The organism is Terriglobus albidus (assembly GCF_008000815.1).
GTDB lineage: Bacteria > Acidobacteriota > Terriglobia > Terriglobales > Acidobacteriaceae > Terriglobus > Terriglobus albidus_A.
Window position 1 is genome coordinate 459,900 of sequence record NZ_CP042806.1, and the last position, 21,678, is coordinate 481,577.

General features: G+C 59.1%; 17 protein-coding genes. All 17 read right to left on the reverse strand.

All coding sequences use genetic code 11. The features are described 5' to 3' along the window. Nucleotides 1–94 precede the first annotated feature (94 nt). A complete protein-coding gene (locus FTW19_RS01870) occupies nucleotides 95–2,719 on the reverse strand; it encodes an ABC transporter permease (protein WP_147646031.1) in 2,625 nt (874 codons plus the stop codon). Between the two features lie 189 nt (nucleotides 2,720–2,908). Next, entirely contained in the window at nucleotides 2,909–4,294 is a 1,386-nt protein-coding gene (locus FTW19_RS01875; protein WP_432445180.1) for a nucleotide sugar dehydrogenase, read from the reverse strand. 33 nt (nucleotides 4,295–4,327) lie between these two features. After that, nucleotides 4,328–5,302, reverse strand: a complete 975-nt coding sequence (locus FTW19_RS01880) for an SDR family oxidoreductase (protein WP_147646033.1) — start codon at nucleotides 5,300–5,302, stop codon at nucleotides 4,328–4,330. Between the two features lie 174 nt (nucleotides 5,303–5,476). Continuing rightward, nucleotides 5,477–6,841, reverse strand: a complete 1,365-nt coding sequence (locus tag FTW19_RS01885; RefSeq protein WP_246153528.1) for a deoxyribodipyrimidine photo-lyase — start codon at nucleotides 6,839–6,841, stop codon at nucleotides 5,477–5,479. A 113-nt stretch (nucleotides 6,842–6,954) separates the two neighbouring features. Next, entirely contained in the window at nucleotides 6,955–7,293 is a 339-nt protein-coding gene (locus FTW19_RS01890) for a cytochrome C oxidase subunit IV family protein (RefSeq protein ID WP_147646037.1), read from the reverse strand. Continuing rightward, on the reverse strand, nucleotides 7,294–8,007 hold the full coding sequence (locus FTW19_RS01895; protein ID WP_147646038.1) for a cytochrome c oxidase subunit 3 family protein: 714 nt from the start codon (nucleotides 8,005–8,007) through the stop codon (nucleotides 7,294–7,296). A 4-nt stretch (nucleotides 8,008–8,011) separates the two neighbouring features. Continuing rightward, nucleotides 8,012–9,673 carry a cytochrome c oxidase subunit I gene (locus FTW19_RS01900; protein WP_147646040.1) on the reverse strand — a complete coding sequence of 554 codons (1,662 nt, stop codon included), beginning with the start codon at nucleotides 9,671–9,673 and terminating at the stop codon, nucleotides 8,012–8,014. Beyond that, nucleotides 9,670–10,713, reverse strand: coding sequence for a cytochrome c oxidase subunit II (coxB, locus tag FTW19_RS01905; RefSeq protein ID WP_147646042.1), 1,044 nt, complete (start codon nucleotides 10,711–10,713; stop codon nucleotides 9,670–9,672). The genes FTW19_RS01900 and coxB overlap by 4 nt, the downstream gene beginning before the upstream one ends. 9 nt (nucleotides 10,714–10,722) lie before the next feature. Further along, nucleotides 10,723–11,625 (reverse strand): SCO family protein, encoded by a 903-nt coding sequence (locus FTW19_RS01910; RefSeq protein ID WP_348641839.1) that lies wholly within the window; start codon nucleotides 11,623–11,625, stop codon nucleotides 10,723–10,725. A gap of 2 nt (nucleotides 11,626–11,627) precedes the next feature. Then, nucleotides 11,628–12,299: a hypothetical protein gene (locus tag FTW19_RS01915; protein ID WP_147646044.1), complete on the reverse strand. Its 672-nt coding sequence runs from the start codon at nucleotides 12,297–12,299 to the stop codon at nucleotides 11,628–11,630. Next, nucleotides 12,289–13,611, reverse strand: a complete 1,323-nt coding sequence (locus FTW19_RS01920) for a hypothetical protein (RefSeq protein WP_147646046.1) — start codon at nucleotides 13,609–13,611, stop codon at nucleotides 12,289–12,291. The genes FTW19_RS01915 and FTW19_RS01920 overlap by 11 nt, the downstream gene beginning before the upstream one ends. Nucleotides 13,612–13,664: 53 nt before the next feature. Next, entirely contained in the window at nucleotides 13,665–14,741 is a 1,077-nt protein-coding gene (locus FTW19_RS01925; RefSeq protein ID WP_147646047.1) for a c-type cytochrome, read from the reverse strand. Next, on the reverse strand, nucleotides 14,741–15,283 hold the full coding sequence (locus tag FTW19_RS01930; protein ID WP_147646049.1) for a DUF3341 domain-containing protein: 543 nt from the start codon (nucleotides 15,281–15,283) through the stop codon (nucleotides 14,741–14,743). The genes FTW19_RS01925 and FTW19_RS01930 overlap by 1 nt, the downstream gene beginning before the upstream one ends. After that, entirely contained in the window at nucleotides 15,283–16,701 is a 1,419-nt protein-coding gene (gene nrfD / locus FTW19_RS01935) for an NrfD/PsrC family molybdoenzyme membrane anchor subunit (RefSeq protein ID WP_147646050.1), read from the reverse strand. The genes FTW19_RS01930 and nrfD overlap by 1 nt, the downstream gene beginning before the upstream one ends. Continuing rightward, nucleotides 16,702–19,818, reverse strand: a complete 3,117-nt coding sequence (locus FTW19_RS01940; protein ID WP_147646052.1) for a TAT-variant-translocated molybdopterin oxidoreductase — start codon at nucleotides 19,816–19,818, stop codon at nucleotides 16,702–16,704. After that, nucleotides 19,815–20,660 carry a cytochrome c3 family protein gene (locus FTW19_RS01945; RefSeq protein ID WP_147646054.1) on the reverse strand — a complete coding sequence of 282 codons (846 nt, stop codon included), beginning with the start codon at nucleotides 20,658–20,660 and terminating at the stop codon, nucleotides 19,815–19,817. Before FTW19_RS01945 ends, FTW19_RS01940 begins: the two co-directional genes overlap by 4 nt. A 514-nt stretch (nucleotides 20,661–21,174) precedes the next feature. Further along, complete coding sequence (locus FTW19_RS01950; RefSeq protein WP_187143207.1) at nucleotides 21,175–21,660, reverse strand: GNAT family N-acetyltransferase; 486 nt, start codon at nucleotides 21,658–21,660, stop codon at nucleotides 21,175–21,177. Nucleotides 21,661–21,678 lie beyond the last annotated feature (18 nt).

Below are 21,678 nucleotides of genomic sequence, written 5' to 3' on the forward strand. Positions count from 1 at the left end.
ACAACATTAGCGCTGAAGGCCCGCTCTATAGATTTCAGTCAAAGTCGAACATGTCACCACACCCTACGAATATCGCAATACCTTAAGTCGCCCTTTACTCCGCTCGCAACGCCTCGACGGGACTCACGCGTGTAGCACTCCATCCCGGCGCCAGGGCTGCTGTAAGCGCTGTCAGCAGGAGCAGCATGGACACTACGACCAGGCTCACAAGGTCTGTTGGTCGCACGCCGACGAGCATGCTCTCCACCAGCCGTGCCGACACTGCACTCAGCACACCGCCCAGCAGAATTCCGATACATGCCATGCGTGATGCGTGCTTCAACACCGACCATAAGATCGTTCGGCGTTCTGCACCGAATGCCATCCTCACGCCAAACTCGAACCTCCGTTGCGCGACAGAGTATGCCACAGTGCCATAGACACCCAACATCGCCAGAAGCAGTCCCACTCCCGCAAAGGTGCTGAGCAGCACTGCCCGAAAGGTCTCCGTCGCCATCGATTTATCCAGCATGGAGTCCATCGTCGTGTAACGCCGCGCAATCAGCGGATTCGCCTGCGCGATCTTTGCATCTACGGCATTCATCAGCGACAGCGGCTTCACACCGGTCCGCAGCACGATATGGATCTGGTTGGCATAGAACGGATGTTGTGTCAGCGGCATATAGAGTGCCGGTCCTGGCAGCTCTGCCGGAGACTCCTGTCTGACGTCTCCCACGACTCCAACCACAGTCATCCACTTGTCGGAATCCAGTCCGCAGCGGATCTGTTTACCGATTGGGTCCGCATCTCCGAAGCTCTGCTTTGCTACTGCTTCGCTGATCACCGCAACCATCCCGTTATCGTGCGTATCCTCCTGGCTGAACTCCCGCCCTCGCTTCAGAGGAACTCCCATCGCCCCAAAGTATCCCGGGCTCACCACACTAAAATTGGCCCACGGTTGATGATCCTTATCGATCGGCAATCCTCCACTCGATTCGTAGTACCCGTTCGACCCGTAGTTCCCCGTGGGCAGACCCATCACGCCTGCCGCGCGCTGCACTCCCGGCAACTGACGCAGCTCTCCAAAGAGGCGTTCAAACATGGCCGCAGCTTGTAGATGATCCTGCTCGTTTTTTGCCGGAGCATCCGCGTCTACAACCAGCATTTGCCGCGTCTCGTATCCCATATCACGCACATTCAGGGTCATCACGGTCCGCAGCAGCAGGCTTGCTCCTACTGCCAGCACGAATGTGGCTGCTACCTCTGCCACGACCAGACCATCCCGCAGCCGGCCTGAACCCTTGCGCGTGATGCCTCGTGAAGAGTCGCACTTTAGCGCCTCGGCAGGGTCCACCTTGGCTGCACGCAACGCAGGCAACATGGCGGACGCCAGCGCTGTCCCCGCCGACAGCACCAGCGCAAATCCCAGCACCCACCCATTCGGTGCAATCTCCGCTGCGCGCGGCAGATCCTTTGGAGCGAGTGCGACAAGCACCTTCAGCGCTGGAAACGCCAATGCCACACCCGTCAGTCCACCCATCAGCGCCACCAGGAGACTTTCCAGGAAGACCGGCCGCATCACACGCCATCGCGAAGATCCGAGGGCGCGGCGTATGGCCAGCTCCCTCTGCCGTTCCATTCCCCGTACAAGTTCCAGATGCATTACGTTGACGCAGGCAATCAACAGGATCAATCCTGCAGCGCCCCACAGAAAGATCAGTGTCGTCTTCGCGTCGCCAGTCAACGCCTCCTTCAGCGGAACGACCGTGAGCACCTTACCTTTGTTTTCTTTCGGGTAAGCCGCTTCTAACTGCTTGCTAAGCGCCTGCAGCTCTGCCTGCACCTGATGCGGACCGCTTCCTTCCTGCAGCAGTGCCACCGCTTTGTAATTGAAGGCTGTCCTGGACTTCGACTCCGGACTCAGTGAAGTGGCTACCCAAACCTGTGTTCCGTTTGGATAGTCAAAGCCCGCAGGAAGAACTCCCACAATCTCCGCCGGCTCGCCCTCTACGCGTAGGATTTTTCCCACCGCTGTCTGTACAGTGCCGAAGTTGTCTGTGGCAAAACGTTCACTCACCATTGCAGACCGCTTTGCCTCGCTGTCGCCATACAGCCGTCCTGCGACTGGCTTCAGGCCGAAGACCCGGCCGAAGTTCGCGTCAGCCGTCGTCACCGTCGCAAACGCTGCATGGTCCGCTAACTGCACTCCGAGATTGCCACCGCCGTACAGGCTCACAACTTTCAAGCTCTTCGCCTGCCCCCTAATGTCTGCTCCGTCCGGCCCCGTGACCCGTGGAATGGCTCTCCCCAACTGACTGCGGTACGTCTTCAACAGCGCCAAACGGTCTGCATTGTTATATGGGAGCGGCGCCAGCAGTACCCGCTCCACCACAGTGAAGATCGCCGTGTTTGCCCCGATGCCAAGCGCCAGTGTCAGCACAGCCGTTGCAGTAAATGCAGGATGCTTCCAAAGTTGACGTATCGCAAACCGCACATCATCGAGCAGGATCTTCACGCCATTCTCCCATCCGTATTCGTTTGCCCGCTCCCGCGCCGCCGCCATGCCTCCTGCCTCTCGATGCACCGCGCGTCTCGCCTCTTCCGGTGATAGACCGCGCTCTCTCCACTCCGCTTCGGCATCTTCAAAGAACTGCGAGACTTCATCAGCCACGTCTCGCTCACGACGCCCCCGCTGCAGCAGCGCTCGCACTCCATACGTGATCTGTCGCAGCAATGACATGGCTTAAGCCTCCATCTCTACTAACCGCGCGAGATCGCGCTGGCTCTTGGTTTCTCGGACTCTAGCCTCTCACGTCTTGATTGTCAAGATGTGATCGTCATCTGTTGTAAAGACCTGTGACCCGAGCTTCCCCAAAGAAAAATGCGACGGCCTTCGCCGTCGCATCTCCTATTTCAACCTGCTGCAGTCTTAGCAGTGATAGATCTTCGGGGAACGGATGCCACGCGTTGCATTGCGTGTATCCACCACCAGCCTGGACTCGGCAACGATCTTCTCGAAGTCGTAGGCAGAGTGGTCCGTAACGATCACCACGCAATCGTACTGGTCGAGGTTCTCCAAAGGAGCGCTCTCGGTGTTCAGCCAGTACTTACGCCCAGAGCCCACGCGCGGGAAGTAGGGATCGTTGTACCGTACCTCAGCGCCCTTCTTCTCCAACATCTCGTAGATGGGCAGCGAAGGCGATTCGCGCAGGTCGTCGATGTCTTTCTTGTACGCCAGGCCGAGCATCAGCACCTTTGCGCCCTTGATGGACTTGCCCTGATCGTTCAGCGCATTCACCACGCTGCGGATCACATGCTCCGGCATGCTGCGATTCACCTCGCCGGCAAGCTCGATAAAGCGTGTGGAGAAGTGATACTCCTTCGCCTTCCACGAGAGGTAGAAGGGATCGACAGGGATGCAATGCCCGCCGATACCTGGCCCAGGATAGAAGGCCTGGAAGCCAAAGGGCTTGGTCGCTGCTGCATCAATCACCTCCCAGATGTCGATGCCCATGCGCATGCAAAGCTGCTTAAGCTCGTTCACCATGGCGATGTTCACGCAACGATAGATGTTTTCGAGCAGCTTGGTCATCTCGGCCGTTGCCGGTGTAGAAACGCGTACCGTGCGGCGGAAGATGCTGGCATAGAGAACCTCGGCGGCCTCAGACGCACGTCGATCAATACCGCCGATCACTTTGGGGATATCGTGCCGCTCCACATCAGTATTGCCCGGATCCTCGCGCTCGGGCGAGAAGGCAACCATCACACCATCCAACTCCTGTGGCATCTCCGCCTCTTGCGAGTGCCGATCACGCAGTACCTGCACATCGGTCTCTTCGCCGATGCGGTCGATGGTGGCAGCAATGATCTCTTCCGTCGTTCCCGGATAAGTTGTGCTCTCCAGCACCACCAGCTGACCGGCGTGAAGATGAGGCGCCAGCGCCTCAATGGTGTTCACGACGTAGCTCATATCCGGAGCGCTGTGGTCGTCAATCGGCGTCGGAACGCAGATCAGAATTGCGTCGAGGTAACGCGCCTCAGAGAAATCCGCCGTCGCGACAAAGCCGTTCTTCTGCGCTGCCTGAATGCTCTCCGCTTCAATGCGGTGAATGTACGATTTTCCCTTGTTGAGAAAGTCGACCTTCAGCGAATCGACGTCAAACCCGGTAACCGCAAAACGCTCCTCACTGAACAGCAGCGCCAGCGGCAGACCAACATAACCAAGACCTACAATTCCGACCTTCGCTTCGCGATTGGCAATACGGTCTTTCCATGCATCAAGTGTCGCAGCTTCGGGTGCGACCGCCTTACGGATGATGTGAAGTGGAGTCACGTACCAGATCTCCCTCTAACTTCTTACGAGTTCTTCTGTATTTGAGGAGTATGCACTGCTCAAATACCAGGCAACGGTGCGTCGCAGTCCCTCTTCAAACCCCACGATCGGGGCATAGCCAAAAGCTTCATGGGCAGCGGTGACATCTGCTTGTGAGTCGCGGACATCTCCTGTGCGCACGAGCCCGTACTGAGGGGGCTCAGCATAGTTCAATAGATGCGCGATCACAGCATAAGTCTCATTCAGAGTGTGCCGTTCTCCGCACGCCACGTTGAAAACCCGGCCCGCTACCTTCTCCGCCGGCGCAGACATCGCCAGCAGATTGGCATGGACGGCGTTATCAATGTAGGTAAAATCACGGCCCTGCTCGCCATCACCAAAGATCACCGGCCGTTCGCCCTGCATCATCTGCAGCGTAAACTTCGCCATCACGCCGGAGTACGGCGAGTCCGGCACCTGACGCGGACCGAAGATATTGAAGTAACGCAGGCACACCGTCTCCAGGCCATAAACCTGCCAGTAGCTCTGCATGTAGAGCTCACCTGCAAGCTTCTGCACCGGGTACGGTGCAATCGGCTGCGGCTTCATCGTCTCGACCCGGGGGAATCCGGGTTGGTTGCCGTACGCGGATGACGAAGCGGCATAGACCACGCGCTTCACGTTGTTCGCACGTGCGCCTTCCAGCAGGTTGAAGGTACCGTTGATATTGGTTTCGTGGCTTGGCCGCGGCTTCTTGACCGATCGCGGTACCGAGGGCAAGGCTCCCTCGTGAAAGATGTAGTCCACGCCTTCGCACGCCTTCATCACGGCATCCGCGTCACAAAGGTCGGCTTCGACGAAGTCGAGCCCACCCATCACCGCCGCGAGATTCTCGCGCCGTCCTGTAGCAAAATTGTCGAGCGCCCGGACCTGCTCTCCACGGGCAACTAACGCTTCCGTCAGATGCGATCCGATAAAGCCGGCTGCTCCTGTAACCAGATACTTCGCCATAATGACTAATAAACCCTTAGACGCAATTATTGCCGCTTGGACTCGGTAATGAGTAGCATCTGGAGCATTTTCCCTGTTGCTGGGTGTCCCGGAAGGGGCGTGCAGCGGCGTTGTCATTGCGGAAAACGCCCATAGATACGGAATCCCTACATTACACCTACAGGGAAAAATGCTCTAGGCCGAATTTTCTGCCCCCATCTGCTGGATATATCGTTTCGAGTCAAACTTCCGGCCGGTGGACTCGCGGGACATATACCGGATTTTCCCAAAGATGGGCCGCTCGTTCCATGCCCGGTCGAACTTTCCCAGCATCGCCCAGGCGATACCGGCATATCCATTCGGATCTCGCCCGTCGATGAAGTATTTGTCGTTGAGATGGATCCCCCGCTTCACCGCCACCTTTACGCTCGGCGACCATTCCAGAATCTTTTTCGCCCAATACATGCGCATGACATTGTGCATCCATCCGAAATCCAGCATCTGACGCTGTGCCGCATTCCAAAGGTCGTCGTGGGTCTGACCTGCCTCCAACTGCGCCAGAGAATACAGGTGCGGCCGTTCGTCCGTGGCATGCTCCACAATCGTTTGCTTAGCCCAGTTCTCCGCTGCGGCGTCTGAATCGTAAACGTCATGCTGAAACCAGCAGTAATTGATCGCCAGCTCCCGCCACACCAGAAGCTCATTGAAGTAGCTGTCGCGGGCGGACTTTAACCCGGGCTCCTTCTTCACCGCATCCTGCGCGGCAAGCGCGATCGTCAGTGGCCCAATGTGGCCAAAGTGCAGGTATGGCGAAAGCCGTGAGCTGCCATCCAGCTCCGGATGATTGCGGTCGTGCTCATACCCTGCAAGCATCTTCTGCACGAAGTGCCGTAGCCGTTTCATCGCCGCGTGCGTTCCTCCAGCCCATTCCTCGACGGGCAACACACTGCGGTCCAGGTCCTTCCAGCCGCGCGTAATATCGAGCTTCAGATCTTCCTTTTGCAGTCCCCGAGGTTGCTTCCAGACAAACTGCGCCTTCTGGTTCCGATACGGCTTCAGAAAATGCGGCCATAACTTCTGCACACGCGGCCGCAGCGTGTAAGCGCCGTACTGTGCTTTCTCCAACAACCGGGAGGGCACAACAACATCCGCATCCACCGTCCAGAACGGCACATGCATATGCCGTGCGATGTGCCTGCGCCAGCTCTCCGGCACACGCATCGGGTTCTCGTCCCCGATCACGATGGCGGCTTTCACCTCAGCGAAGAAACTCAGGTTATTCTCATGCGGCGGCCGGCGAACAACAAAGCTGACATTGCGCTCCGCCAGGTCTTGCTCCACATCGCGCAACCCCTGGTTGAGAAAGAAGTAGTGGCGCAGATTCGCATGCGGAAAATTGGTGATCGCAGCAAAGTACACCACGACCGGCAAGCCAAGCTCGTTGCCCAGATCGATTGCCGTGTCCAGTGCGTGATTATCGACGCCACGTTCAGCGCGCTGCATCCAGTAGACGACGCATTTCCCAGCCTTGTCCGGCATCCCGCCGCGGCGAACGGTCACACGCGGGTCTTCCGCAATGGATCTGAGGGAATCAGGTAGGTCCTGCGAATCAGTCATACCAATAAGAATGCGGCCCGCAGGCCGCATTCGTGTACTGCAATTTCAGTAGCTCTTTACCAAAGTCCCCAGGCACGGCTCATGTAGTCACTCAGCGTCATCGCAATCAGGACGAGGAAGGTGAACACGCCGGCGCCGATGGTCAGCTTCAGCAGCTTGGACTGGTACTTCATGTGCATGAACCACAGGATCACCACCGTCGCTTTGATGACGGCAATGAGAACGGCCACGATAGGGTTCAGGGCGCCCATCTCCACAAAAGCGGCCGCCACCGTGATCGCGGTGAGCGCCAGCAGCGTACCGTAGATGACCAGGTAGGTCGAGGGCCCGACGATGTGGTGCTCATGATGCTCGGGATTCGTGATGTTTGCGGGGTCGTGATGAAGATCCGACATTTACTTGGCTCCCAGATCGATGAGGTACAGCAGCGGGAAGAGGAAGATCCAGACGATATCGACGAAGTGCCAGTACAGTCCGAAGTTCTCGATCGGCGCAACGTAGCCTTCGGTGAACTCGCCGCGGTTGGCGCGCACCATGTACCAGAAGATCAGCACGATGCCGATGATCATGTGCAGGGCGTGCATGCCGGTCATAGCGAAGTAGAGCGAGTAGTAGACCTGCGTCTTCTGCGCCATGTCGACGCCAAGCTTGCCGAAATCGGCGATGGAGAACTTGAGGCCCGGGATGTGGCTGTCGTGCCACTTCTCGGCGTACTCAAAGTACTTCACCACGAGGAAGGCGATACCGAAGAAATTGGTCAAACCCAGAAAGTTGACCAGCGCCTTACGCTTGCGCGTCTCCGCCGCCCACACCGCCATCGCCATGCAGAAGCCTGACGTGATCAGGATGGCCGTATTCAGCGCGCCCAGCTTGATGGAGAGCGTGTGGCTGGCGGCGACGAAGGCCGGGTTGTACCAGTTGCGGTACAACAGGTAGGCCATGAACAGACCGCCGAAGAACATGATTTCGGTCAGGAGGAAGAGCCACATGCCGAAGCTGGCTGCTTCGCGCTGCTGTTCCTCTGTCTCGAAATGATGCCGATGCTGCGGCAGATGCACGTGTTCGTGCTCGTGCTCCTCGTGCAGGTCGCCGGGTTGCGTTACTACCATTGTGTTATCCAACGGTCGTCACCTCTTGTTTCTGCTTGTGGGCGAGCCACTCAAAGTCATACGCCTCGTAATCGACGTACGGGATCTCCGTAAAGTTCTCCGTCACCGGCGGCGACTGCAGCTGCCACTCCAGACCGGTGGCCTGCCACGGGTTGGAACCGGCGATCTCACCGTACTTCAGCGACCACGCCAGGTACAGGATCGGCAGCAGATAACCGACGCCCAGAACCGTAGCGCCTGCCGTCGACAGCACATTCAGCACCTGGTAGTCAGCCGGATACGCATGGTAGCGGCGCGGCATGCCGAGGTAACCGAGGATGAACTGCGGGAAGAAGGTCAGGATGAAGCCGATAAAGGTCGTCACCGCGGCCAGCTTCGAGAGCGACTCGGGGTACATACGGCCCGTCATCTTCGGCCACCAGAAGTGGATACCGGCGAGGAAGGCCATCAGCATGCCGCCCACCATCACGAAGTGGAAGTGCGCCACGATGAAGTAGGTCTCGGTCAGGTGAATGTCCATACCCAGCGAACCGAGGAAGACGCCCGTCAGACCGCCGATGGTGAACAGACCGATGAAGCCGAAGGCGTACAGCATCGGGGTTTCGAAGGTAATCGAGCCCTTATACAGAGTCGCCGACCAGTTGAAGATCTTGATGGCCGAAGGCACGGCAACCAGCATGGTCAGCAGCGAGAAGACCAGGGCCGAGTAGTTGGAGACACCCATGATGAACATGTGGTGCGCCCATACGAAGAAGCCGAACACCGCGATGGCCACCGAAGAGAAGGCGACGGCCGTGTAACCGAAGACGCGCTTACGGCTGAAGTTCGCAATCACCTCGGAGATCACACCCATACCCGGCAGAATCATGATGTACACGGCGGGGTGCGAGTAGAACCAGAACAGGTGCTGGAAGAGCAGCGGATCGCCGCCCTTGGACGGATCGAAGACGCCCAGGCCAACCGTACGCTCCAGAACCACCAGGACGATCGCGATAGCCAGAACCGGCGTGCCCAGCACCATCAGGATGGAGGCAGCATAGTTCGACCACACGAACAGCGGCATACGGAACCAGGTCATGCCCGGCGCGCGCATACGGTGGATCGTCACGATGAAGTTCAGACCCGTAAAGATCGAGCTGAAGCCGGCGACGAAGATCGCCAGACCGGTCGTGATCACGTGCGTGTTGAGATAGTGCGTCGACAGCGGCGTCGTGAAGGTCCAGCCCGTATCCACACCACCCAGAACCAGCGCGGTCAAGGTGAAGGTGCCGCCAACCAGGTACAGGTACCAGCTCAGCAGGTTGATCTTCGGGAAGGCGAGATCCTTTGCTCCGATCATGATCGGGATCAGGAAGTTGCCGAGTGTTGCCGGAACCGAGGGCACCAGGAACAGGAAGATCATCACGATGCCGTGCATCGTGAACATCTTGTTGTAGGTGTCGGCAGCCAGCAGGTCACCTGCAGGAGTCAACAGCTCCAGACGCACCAGGCCGGCAAATGCTCCACCCAGGAAGAAGAAGCCGGTGATCGAGATCAGGTACAGCATGGCGATCCGCTTGTGGTCTCCGGTCAGGAGCCAGCTCAGCAGGCCGTGCTCAGCGTTCAGGTAATTCCGCTTCGGCAGAGCAGCAGTGCTCTGATCCGGAAGGCTAACGATAGTGCTCATGGCTTCACCATCCCCGGCGTGGTCGGCGCCGCTTCTGTGGACGTTGCTGTGGTCAGCGTTTGCTGCACACGATAGTTGGTCTTCAGAGACTTGAGGTACTCCACCAGGTCGATCAGGCCTTCTTCGCTGATCTGACCCTGGTAGGTCGGCATAATCGGCTTATAGCCGGCCGGAACGTGCGATGACGGATTCAGGATCGTGTCGCGCAGAAATGCCTCGTTGGCAAGCTGCGTCGATCCGTCTTCCATCTGAACCTTCTTGCCATACAGGCCGGCAAGGTTCGGTCCGCGGGCGCCGGGATCGCCGGTGTGGCACTGGTTGCAGCCCAGGCTGGCAAACAGGCGTTCGCCGTTCTGCGCCAGGCTCATGCCGCTGGTCGAGGCCTCGGTCCACTTCTGGTAGTCGTCCGGTGACAGGGCCGTTACCGTACCGATCATGCCCGAGTGCAGCGTACCGCAGTACTGGGTGCAGAACAGGTGATAGACACCCGGCTCGGTGGCATTGAACCACACTGTCGAGTAGCGGCCGGGAATCACTTCACGCTTCACGCGGAACTCGGGGATCGAGTAGGAGTGGAATACGTCCTGCGAGATCATGGTCAACTGCACCGGACGGCCCGTGGGCACGTGCAGCGTGTTGATCTCGTGCTGGCCGCCTGGATGCTCGGCCTTCCACATCCACTGCTTGCCGACGATGTAGATGTTCATCGAGTTGGCAGGCGGGTTGTAGATGCGGAAGTACAGCAGCGCGCCCCAGACGAAGGTCACGAGGAAGATGACCAGCGGAATGATGGTCCAGGTTGCTTCCAGCAGCGTGGAGCCCTCGATCTGCGTCGCCTCGGGATTGCGCTCCTTACGGTAGCGGATCGAGAAACCGAAGACCAGCGCGCCGACGATCACCACGCCAACAAGCGTCATCGCCAGCAGGAAGAAGTAAAGCGCGTCGGCATAGGGAGCAATGGTCGACGCCTCCTTCGGAAACAACGCCGAAGAGGTGAGCCACTTGTTTAGAAATTGCCAAAGTACCGGACTGATTCCCATCGTTTCCCTTTATCCGTTCTGTCGCTTCGTCAAAGAATGATCACGTCCCAGCTTTATATCCCGCCGGAACATCAAGAACATGAACCCACCCAGGCCGGCCACGGTAACCATGCCGCCCAGTTGCACCACACGCGACACGATCAGGCTGTGCTTGTTCTGCTGCGGGTCGTAGTGGTAGCAGTACGTCAAAATATTGGCGACCGGCGAACCGATCTTGTTGCCGGAAGCTTCGATCAGGCCGAGCAGCAGATCCTTGGGCGAGTACTCCACGCCCATGTAGTACTGCGCCAGCCGTCCCTCAGGTGTCACCACTTCCAGCGCCGAGGCATGCGCGAACTGCGAAGTCTGCCCGTCCGGGCTCTTCACCTCGACATAGCCATACCCGGTAGCCTGTGAGACCGCATCGATCGAGGTCTTCGGTCCAACCAGGAAGTGCCAGCCGTTTGCTGTCTCCGGATGTCCATACCGCTTCACATACATCGCCTTCTTCTCGGCCGCGTCCTGCGGAGTCTCCCGCGGATCGATCGAGACCATCACGATGTTGAAGTCACTGCCCGGCTTCAGCTTCACCATCTGAAGAGCGGAGGCCATGCCATCCATCTCCTCGGAGCAAAGCATCGGGCAGCGGTAGTACACCAGAGCAAAGAGCCCAGGCTTCTTGCCGTCGAAGTAGTCGTTCAGCGTGACAGGCTTTCCAGTCTCGTCCGTGAACGGAACATGCAACGGCAAAGGCGTATTCAGGTGCTGCTCCACGCCTACGCGCTGCAGAACGGTCGGCAGCTGCCCGCCGCTGACTTCGCCAGTCTGTTTGTCACCATAGCCGCTGACCTGCCCCATCGCGGAGGCGCACGCCAGCGCGCATCCCAACAGGGCGGCGAGGCGGATCTTCCGGATTGGGTGCATCGTCGTCATGGTTACTTCTTCTCTTCCTTACTTGCTTCTTTTGCGAACTCAAGCTTCTGCTCGCGCTCTGCAATGCGTTCCTGCTCAAAACCGCTGCGGGCAAATCCGTTGGTCAGCGGAGCCGTCACAACTGGAGTATCCGCACCGACCATCTTCGCTACCGTCGTCGCAGCCTTAGCATCGGCAGCCAGCGGAAGTCCGCGCTCGGCGGTCAGTTCAATCGCGCGATCGATCGGAATGCGAACCGAGTTCGGCATGCCCTGCACCTGCGAGTAGTTCTCCAGCAGCAGGTCTTCCCGGGCGTGCAGATCGCTCGAGCTCTGGTTGCCGTCGTCCGGATCGAGGCGCGGTCCGGGGAAAGTCTTCACAATCTGCGAGGCTGAACGCTGCTCGAAGACCGGGTTCGAGGTCAGACCGTCGCTTGTCTTCGGGGCGGCATACTGCTGATGCCACTTGTCCAGCGGGCCGTCATCCTTGGCGATCTGGCTGTTTACCAGACGGCCGATGAAGAAGCAGACCACGAAGAAGACAGCAACGAAACCGACCAGGCCGCCGACGAAGACCAGAATGCCGCTGACATTGACGTCGGTGACTTCATAGCCCGGATTCTCAGGATCGTTCACCTGAGGATGCGGATTCGGATTCAGGGTATCCCCATCGTTCTGATTGGGCTTAATGTGCATGCTCGGGCTCCAGAATCTCTTCGGTGTGCGGGTCGTTCACGACAACCAGCGGACGCGACATCAGCGTGGTGAAGTAGTACGCCGCCCAGATGGAAAGGACCGCGACCGGTACGGTGATATAGGCCAGGATGCTGAAGTTGCCGCTCAGGTGCAGGTTGTGGGCCGCATCCGGGAAGTTCGGCTCAATCAGCCAGAACAGGTCGAAGGCGCGGGCGAAGATCATCCAGCCGGTCAGGGCCAGCATCTTCGACTTCGAACGCTTCAGGTCCTTCGACAGCAGCGCGACGAACGGGATCACCCAGTGGAAGATGAAGTCACAGGTACAGATTACCCACCATCCACCATTGATACGGTTCAGATACCAGGGAAGCTCTTCCGGCTGGTTGCCCGACCAGATGATCAGGAACTGGGCAAACGACAGGTAGATGTTCAGCATGACGAAGCCAAGCATGAACTTACCGAGGTCGTACTGCTCGGTCTTGCGCAGGATCGTCGCCACCGGCTCATACTTCGAGAGCCGAATCGCGGTGTGGACCGAAACCGCCAGTACCAGATACCCCTGACCGACCAGGAAGAGCAGGCCCCATACCGAGGAGTACCAGGTCACATCCAGCGCCATGATCATGTCGATAGCGACAACGGTCAGCAGGCCGACGTAGATCAGAACACCGATACCCGACAGATTCTCGAACTTGATGCGCCAGCGGTCATAGCTTCCCTGCGAACCCCGCTCAGGGTCGGCATCGCGCTCGAGCGACCACTTGTTCAGGAAGTAGGCGAAGGTCCCCATGATCAGGAAGACCACGAGAAGCTGAATGCTCACACTTACAGGAGAAAGCATCGGCCGCTTGAAGTTGAGGGCATGTGCCTGAGCCTCCGTCAGCAGCTTGGCCTTGAGGCCTTCTTCTACCGAGTCGAAGGTAGGATATGCCGCCCAGAGATACAGCTTCTTGGAAAAGGCGAGAAGCGGAATCGCCAGAACGCCGACCAGCCACCACGAGCGGCTCATTGCCTCCAGAGGACGGCGGAGCAGAAGACCCCACTTACCGCCGGAGACATACTGCAGCATCAGCAGGCAGAGGCCGCCGCCGCAGAGCGTGAACGCCATCATCCAGCCGAGCAGGTAGCCGCGCAGTACGTGGTCCGCACCGCCGCCGAAAAGGAAGAGCAGCGAGACGATCGCAGCGACCGCCGCCACAATCAGAGCCCGCGTGCGCCATGCCGCGACAACCTCAGGCGCCAGCAGCGAAGCCGGCAATGTCTTCGCCCCGTGGTGAGCTCCGTGTCCGTGTTGTTCGTGTCCGTGTGCCATTCGTTACGGCCTTAATCCTTCTTCAGATCTCGAAAATCAGTCGGTGCCCAAAATCACTCAGATCCCAGATATGCGATCAGGTGATCGATATCCGAGGAAGAGAGCTTGGAGGAAAATGACGGCATCTGAATCTTGCCCGTCGGAATACCCTGTGTAACGACCTGCCGGATACGATCCGGACCAACTCGGCCTACGATGCCCACCAGCGAGGGAATGTTCGGCGGAAGGCCGGTGCGCGCTGCCTGGTGACAGACACTGCAGTTCGCCATATAGGTAGCCTTCCCTGCGGCGATGTCTTCAGGCTTGGGCTTGGCCGGGGCAGCGGTCTTAGCCGTTGCCGGGGCTGCTTCCTTAGTTACCGCCGGAGTAGTTGCCTTCTGGTTCTCGCTGGTCGCCGGAGCTACGCCTGGCGTCGTGGTTGGCGTCGGCGTGGCAGACTCAACCGGCTTCGCTACTTCAGGAGCTGCGGGACCCGTGGTATTCGGCACCGACCAGTCACCTGCGAAACCCACCGGCATGCCCTGCTCTTCCGCCAGCTTTAACAGCGGCTTCACCTCAACACCCGCCGGCACATCGCTCGCCTTGGCGTTCTGGCTTAACTGCAGCGCGCGGATATAGGACGCGATCGCCCAGCGGTCAGCTGGCGTAATCTGCGCTGAGTAATCAGGCATCGCGCCATAACCGTTGGTCATCACGCTGAAGAAATGTCCGAGCGGTGCGCTGCGCAGGCGCTCCGTATGGAAGTTGCCGGCCAGACGGTAGCCGCGCTCAACGATCTCGCCGGCGCCGTTGCCCACACGCGAGTGGCACGGCGTGCAGTACACGTTGAACCGCTCCTGGCCGCGCTTCAGTACATCGAGCGTCGCCGGGAAGGGCATGCCATCGGCTTCCTTGCCGTCCACCAGACCGGTATAGAAGTAGCTGTCCTCGTGCAGTTGGCCACGAGCTACGGTGTTGGTCACCTGAGGACGTGCCGAGCGGCCGTCGGCGAAGATCGTCGTCGAACGCTGCGGAAACATCTTCGGCTGGTCGTGCATATCCTGACGGCAACCGGTCAGGACAGCAACGCTGGCCAGAGTGGCTGACAGGATGAGGCGTGCGCCTTGAACCTTGAAGCTTGCGCCCTGCATTAGAGATCTACCTCCACCACGCTTACAGCATGGAACTGCTCGAGGAAGGCGCGCGTCTCGTTCACATCGAACTTGGGATCGATCGCTTCCAGGCACAGGAAGAACTTATGGTCGGTCGCTCCCTGACGGAAGTTGGGAGCGTTGAACAGCGGATGGTAAGGCTGCGGCAGACCATTCAGTGCCAGCATGCCGAAGGCAGCCGAGAGACCACTGAACAGAATCGTCCACTCATACGTCGGGATGATGAACGCCGGCCAGGAGAACAGCGGACGCCCGGCGATGTTCAACGGATATCCCCAGCGCGCGATCCAGGTCTGCATCAGAAACGCCGTCGTCAGACCCAGGATGCCGCCCATCAGGGTCAGCAACGGAACGCGGTTACGCACCACGCCCAGAGCCTCGGCGGCCTCTTCCACCGGATACGGTGTGTAGCACTCCATGCGGCGGTATCCGGCATCCCGCGCAGCCTCAGTGGCATGCACCAGGGCTCCCGGAGTATCGAACTCCGCCAGCAGTCCGTAGGTTCCTTCTTTTACCGGCATCAGGCGGTCTCCTCTACGGTGGTGTCTGCAGGCTTGATCTTGGTCTGAGGCAGCATCATCTTGATCTCGTTCATCGGAATCATCGGGGCAAGCCGGACGAAGAGCAGGAACAGGAAGGTAAACATTCCCAGCGTGCCGACGTAGAGCATGTAATCCCACTTGGTCGCCTTGTACGTACCCCAGCTCGAAGGCAGGAAGTCGCGGTAAAGCGAGGTGACGACGATGACAAAACGCTCGAACCACATACCGGTGTTCACGATCAGTGACAGGATGAACAGATACGTTACGTTCACCCGCAGCTTACGCGACCACAGGGTGGTCAGCGGGATAGCGATGTTCGTCGCGATCAGGATCCAGTATGCCCAGCCCATCGGCCCGAACATACGGTTCCACATCATGAAGAACTCCCAGTGGCTGGCCGAGTACCAGGCCATGAAGACCTCTAGGCCGTAACCGTAGGCCACGATCAGACCGGTACCGAGCATCACCTTGGCCATGTTGTCCAGGTGGCGCAACGTGACCAGGTCTTCCATGTGGTAGAACTTGCGGATCGGAATCGCCAGCGTAAGCACCATGGCAAAACCGGAGTAGATAGCGCCGGCGACGAAGTAGGGCGGGAAGACCGTTGTATGCCAGCCCGGCAGAGCCGCGACCGCGAAGTCGAAGCTGATGACCGTGTGTACCGAAAGCACCAGCGGCGTCGAAAGACCGGCCAGAAGCAGCGAGGCCGTCTCATAGCGCATCCAGTGGCGGGTCGAACCGCGCCAACCCAGCGAGAGCATACCGTAGACGTACTTGGCCAGCGGCAACTGCGCCTTGTCGCGCAGCGTTCCGAAGTCGGGAATCATGCCGATGTACCAGAACACTACCGAGATGGTCGCGTACGTCGATACGGCGAAGACGTCCCAGCACAGCGGCGAACGGAACTGCGGCCATACGTTCATCGTGTTCGGGTACGGGAACAGCCAGTAACCGAGCCACGGACGGCCGACGTGCAGAACCGGGAACAGGCCGGCGCAGCATACGGCGAAGATCGTCATCGCTTCGGCGAAGCGGTTGATCGAGTTACGCCAGGTCTGCTTGAAGAGCAGAAGGATCGCCGAGATCAGCGTTCCGGCGTGACCGATACCGATCCACCAGACGAAGTTGATAATGGCGAAACCCCAGGCGCCCGGGATGGTTACACCCCAGATGCCCACGCCCTTCAGGAAGAGCCAGGTAACGGCAATCACCAGGAAGGTCGCCACGCCGGAGGCTACGGTCAGGCCGAAGAACCAGCCCAGCGGTGTGTTCGACGTCAGCACGACGCCGGCAATCTTCTCGGTTACCGATTTGAAGTTATGGCCCGGAGCGATGACGGCAAATTCACCCGTCTTCGGGTCGATCATCGGATCGCTGATTTGTCCCTTGGTCGCCATTTATGCCAGCTCCAGCTCAGGATTCGGGTTGATGACTCCCGCCGTGTAGGTCGTACGCGGACGGTAGTTCAGGTCTGCAAGCACGCCATAGTTGCGCTCTTCTGCCTTGCGCTTGGCTACCTTGCTCGCCGGGTCGTTGATGTTGCCGAAGACGATGGCATCGGTCGGGCAGGCCTGCTGGCAAGCCGTTACGATATCGCCGTCGCGAACCTCGCGGTTTTCCTTGTCGGCCTGGATCTTCGCGGACTGGATACGCTGCACGCAGTACGTGCACTTTTCCATCACACCGCGAGAGCGGACCGAAACATCCGGGTTGCGGCCAAGCTTCAGGCTCTCGGTCTCATAGTCTGAGTAGAGCAGGAAGTTGAAGCGGCGAACCTTGTACGGGCAGTTGTTCGAGCAGTAACGAGTGCCGACGCAGCGGTTGTACACCATCTGGTTCAGGCCCTCGGGCGTATGCACCGTCGCACCTACCGGGCAGACCTGTTCGCAGCCCGCATTCTCGCAGTGCTGGCACAGCATCGGCTGGAAGTGCGCCTTGGGAGCATGCAGGTCGCCTTCGAAGTAAGTATCGATGCGGATCCACTGCATGTTGCGGCCGACCTTCACCTGCTCACGGCCAACCACCGGAATATTGTTTTCCGAGTAGCAGCTGATCACGCAGGCGTTGCAACCGATGCAGGAGTTCAGATCGATCGACATCCCCCAGGCATTCTGCAGCTTGCCGCTCGACTTGTCGGTGTTCTTGTAGCTCCAGGCATCCGGGAAGAAGCTCATGTCTTCTTCCGGAGTCTCCTTCAGCCCGGCACCTTCATGCGCGAAACCAGGATTCTTCTTCGCCTCTTCCACCGTGGCATAGCGAATGATGCCGCGGGTCATGGCTTCGTTACCGGCGAGCGAGTGCGAGTGGGAAAGGTCCTTCGCCATTCCAACGCTGGCAACCGTCGACTGCGCGAAGCTTCCGCGGTTATCGAGCGAGTGCACGGTGGTGACGCAGATGTCGTAGTTGCCGTCGGTCTTCTTCGCAGATCCAGCCGTCCACGATGCCGCCGAAGCGGTGCTCACGGCATAAGCATTGAAGCCCACACCCGTGGCCACGCGGCCGACTGTGCGGCCAAAGCCGACATGCACCGTAATGGAACCCTGAGGATGGCCCGGAACCATCAGCACCGGAGCCTTGACCTTGTTGCCGCCCACGGTAAGCTCGACCATCTCGGTCTCTTCCACACCGAGCTTCTTCATGGTCTCCATCGACATCAGCGCTGCGTTGTCCCAGCTCAGGTGTGTGACCTGCTTGGGAACTTCCTGCAGCCAGCCATTGTTGGCAAAGCGTCCGTCGTAGAGCGAAGCATCCGGCTTGAACGAGATCTCATACTCGCCCGAAGGTACCGGGCTCGGCGTAATGCTTCCGGACTTGGCTGAAACCGACTTCGGCGAGAAGGCCGTATCCGCCACCCAGCCGTCATGCAGCGCCTTGCGCCAGCCCGCCTCAAAGTTGCCCTTGATCACGGTCTTCGCATTGGCCAATACAGCGTCGTAGCCCGAGCTCTGCGGATTGTCGGTGAACTGCGCCAGAAGATCGTGCGCCGTCTTTCCGCCATACAGCGGATCGATCATCGGCTGAATGATCGAGAGCGTGCCATCATACGCACGCGCATCCGACCAGCTCTCCAGGTAGTGAGCCTTGTTGATGTGCCAGTGAGCGATCAGAGCCGTCTCGTCGACGATCGATCCATGGTGCACGATCACTTTGGCCTTCTTGGCCGCCTCAGCAAAGTTCAGATCCGCGGGAGCCGAATAGACCGGGTTCGCGCCCAGGATCACCAGCCATGACACCTTACCGGCGTTCAGGTCGGCGACCAGCGCCTTGAGGTCCGCATTCTGCTGGTTCGGAATCGGGTTCACCGTCTCGGTGTAGACCACGGTCTTACCAACCGCTCCGATCTGCGCGTTGATCAGGGCAGCGGCGGCGTGTACCGCAGGCGAGGTAGCCTCGCCCGGAATCACGACAGCCTTACCGCCGGCCTTGGCCAGATCCTTCTTGACGGTCTCCAGGAACTTCGCGGCCTCAGCCGGAGCAGCTCCCTGGCCGGCCAGCGCCAGAGCGAACTTCTCTACATCCGAGGGCTTCAGCGCCAACCGATGCTCGGCCTTATAGCCGGTCACCGACGGCATCGACTCGACGACGTAGAGGCGATTCTGCTCCTTGCCTTCTTCGTAGCGATGACGCTCAGCATAGGCAGCCGACAGCGGCAGGAAACCCGGGAAGTGGCCTCCGCTCAGGAAGTCGGCATCGAGCGACAGAATCACATCGGCATTTTCGAGCTTGTACTGCGCATCGACGTACTCGCCAAAAGCGGCCATCGATCCGGCACGGGCGGCATCACGATTCACCGGCTCCCACTGGATCAGCTTGGCGGCTGGATACTTTGCCTGCGCGGCCTTCCACTGCGCGGCCAGCGTCGGCGAGGTCACCGTCTCGCTCAGGATGTACAGCCCAGCGCCCTGGCGCAGACCATCCAACCCCTTCGCAAGAGCGTCCTGAAAATTACCCCAGCTCTTGTTGTTGCCCTCAAAGAGAACGTGCTGCGAACGGTCCGGATCGTACAGGTCAAGTACCGACGCCTGCGTAAAAGCGTCGCTCTTGCCCTTCGTTACCGGGTGCTCGGGATTGCCGTCGACCTTGATCGGACGGAAGGCATCGGACTTCACCAGAACCGGCACTGCACCGGTCGGGAAAGGATGCGCCGTCGCAAAGTACATCGGCTTACCGAGAACCAGGTCCTCAGGAGCCTTCACATAGGGATAGATCGGTTCGTCAGGCTGCTTGGTGCAACCGCTAAGACCGGCGAGCGCAAAGCTGGCGCCCATCACCTTCATGAAGCCGCGGCGCGAGACACCGGAGGTCATCTCGCTGGCCTGGCGCGGGAACTCCTCACGGAGCATCTCGTCGAACCCAGGCTGCTCGGCCAGCTCATCCAGGCTGGTCCAGAAGCGGCGGCCGGTCTTACTGGCCAGCTTGGCCTGCACCTCCGCCAGCGTCATGCGCTTCGGCTTGGCCGGAGCAATGGTGCTTACTACCTCAGGCTGCATCGGTTGATTCATCTCCGTACTCATCTGTGGCACACCTCGCAGCTTGAGAGCTCGTTCGGGGTGCGGATGTGGTACTTGTCCGTCAGGAACTTGCCAAGGTCTTCCTGGCTGGTGAACTTTACGTAGTTGAGCGGAAGCTTGATCACCGGAGCTACAGCGCCTTCAGACCTGGCGCCGGGCGCCGACTCCTGCAGCAGAGCAACCTTCGGACCTTCCGGCTTCTCGGTGGAGCAAACCACACCCTGCGAGGTCGGTCCGCTTACGCCTGTGTCGGCGCAGTAGACCGGCTTGTCAGACGTGGGGCCGGTCCAGGCCATGTTGTAAATCTCGCTGGTCGGACGGAGGTTCTTGCCAGGATTGCGGTGGCAGTTCAAGCACCACTCCATCTGGAGGGTGTTCTCCTGATACATCAACGGCATCTCATCCACACGGCCGTGGCAGCTTGCGCAGCCGATGCCCTTGTTCACGTGGATCTCGTGGTTGAAGTACACATAGTCCGGAAGATCGTGTACGCGGGTCCACTTGACGGACTCGCCCGTTGCCCAGCTCTGACGAACCGGCTCGAGCATCTCGGCGTTCGTCCAGATCTGCGCATGGCAATTCATACACGTCTTTGTCGGCGGAATGCCGGCGTACATCGACTTCTCCACACTGGTGTGGCAGTACTGGCACTGCACGCCAAGACCCTCAACGTGATGCCTGTGACTGAACGGGACGGGCTGATCCGGTCGCTGGCCCTGCCGTGTTACCCACGGAGAGCGCTGCAACTGGTTCAGCGCAACGCCCAGTGCGATCACGATCAGGCCCGTAATAACCAGACTTGCCCGGGCCAGCGCGTTCGAACTGCGGTCAAATACTTGCGCCATGAGTGCGTTCCTGTTTCCTCTGCGTCAAAGAGAAGTCGTTGCTGATGTTTTGAAGAAGACCATCCAGGACGTGGGGTAGAGAGCTGTCCAGGAAAAACCTGCCTCGGAAAGTTTGAGTATAAGCAGCGGGTCAGGACCCCTTCAAGTGACCCCCATCACTGCAACCATCATTTCTTTCTACAACTTCGATAATCGGCACCATTCCATCGAAGTGCCTTGCACAACATCTCGTGCAACCTGTGGGTAAAGCGGCAGAAAAGACACAACATCTGACTCCCCGGTCACCGATTAACCTCTAAAATTCGCACTTAAATGGTCTTAGATTGATATTCGGTCACGATTTGTCGATATCCGAACAACCTTTATCGAAGAACCGCGATCTCACTTGTCTCCCAACACAATCGGAGCTGACGGGCGTGCGGTGTAGACAGGGGCCTGCAACACACCCAGCCACTTTACGTCGTCGTAGGCCGGGTTCTCATAGGCCGAGTGTTCTCTGCGGAGCCATCTTCAACTAAGAGGCCGGCCCGCGCCATCGCATACCCGTCTTCATGCCCTCATCGCGCACTGCCTCAAACCCCATACGCCTGTAGAGACCCTCAGCGCGGTTTCCGCGATCGACACTCAGCACGACGTCCAAACCTGCAGCAGAGGCCTGCTCCAGCACACTTCGCAATAGTCCGCTTCCAAGGCCACGACCGCGGTCCTCCGGCATGATCGAGATCTCTACAACTCGCAGCGCATCCGGCTCGGTCGCAAGATACAGCCTCCCAATCGACCGGCCATTCCGTTCCACAATCCATCGCTCCAGCCGCTTATAAGTGCGGTCGTAGTGCGTCCACTGCATCCGTTCCTGGATCGCCAAAAAATCGCGCGTCTGCTCTTCGGGCCATCCGGCGGCACCGAACTCAGGAGATCGCACTGCATAGAACAACTGTTTCAGGAACTCCGCATCGTCAGGCCTTTCTCTGCGAAGCTCCATGCCTTCGAGCATAGCCATCGGGAGAACCTTATCAGG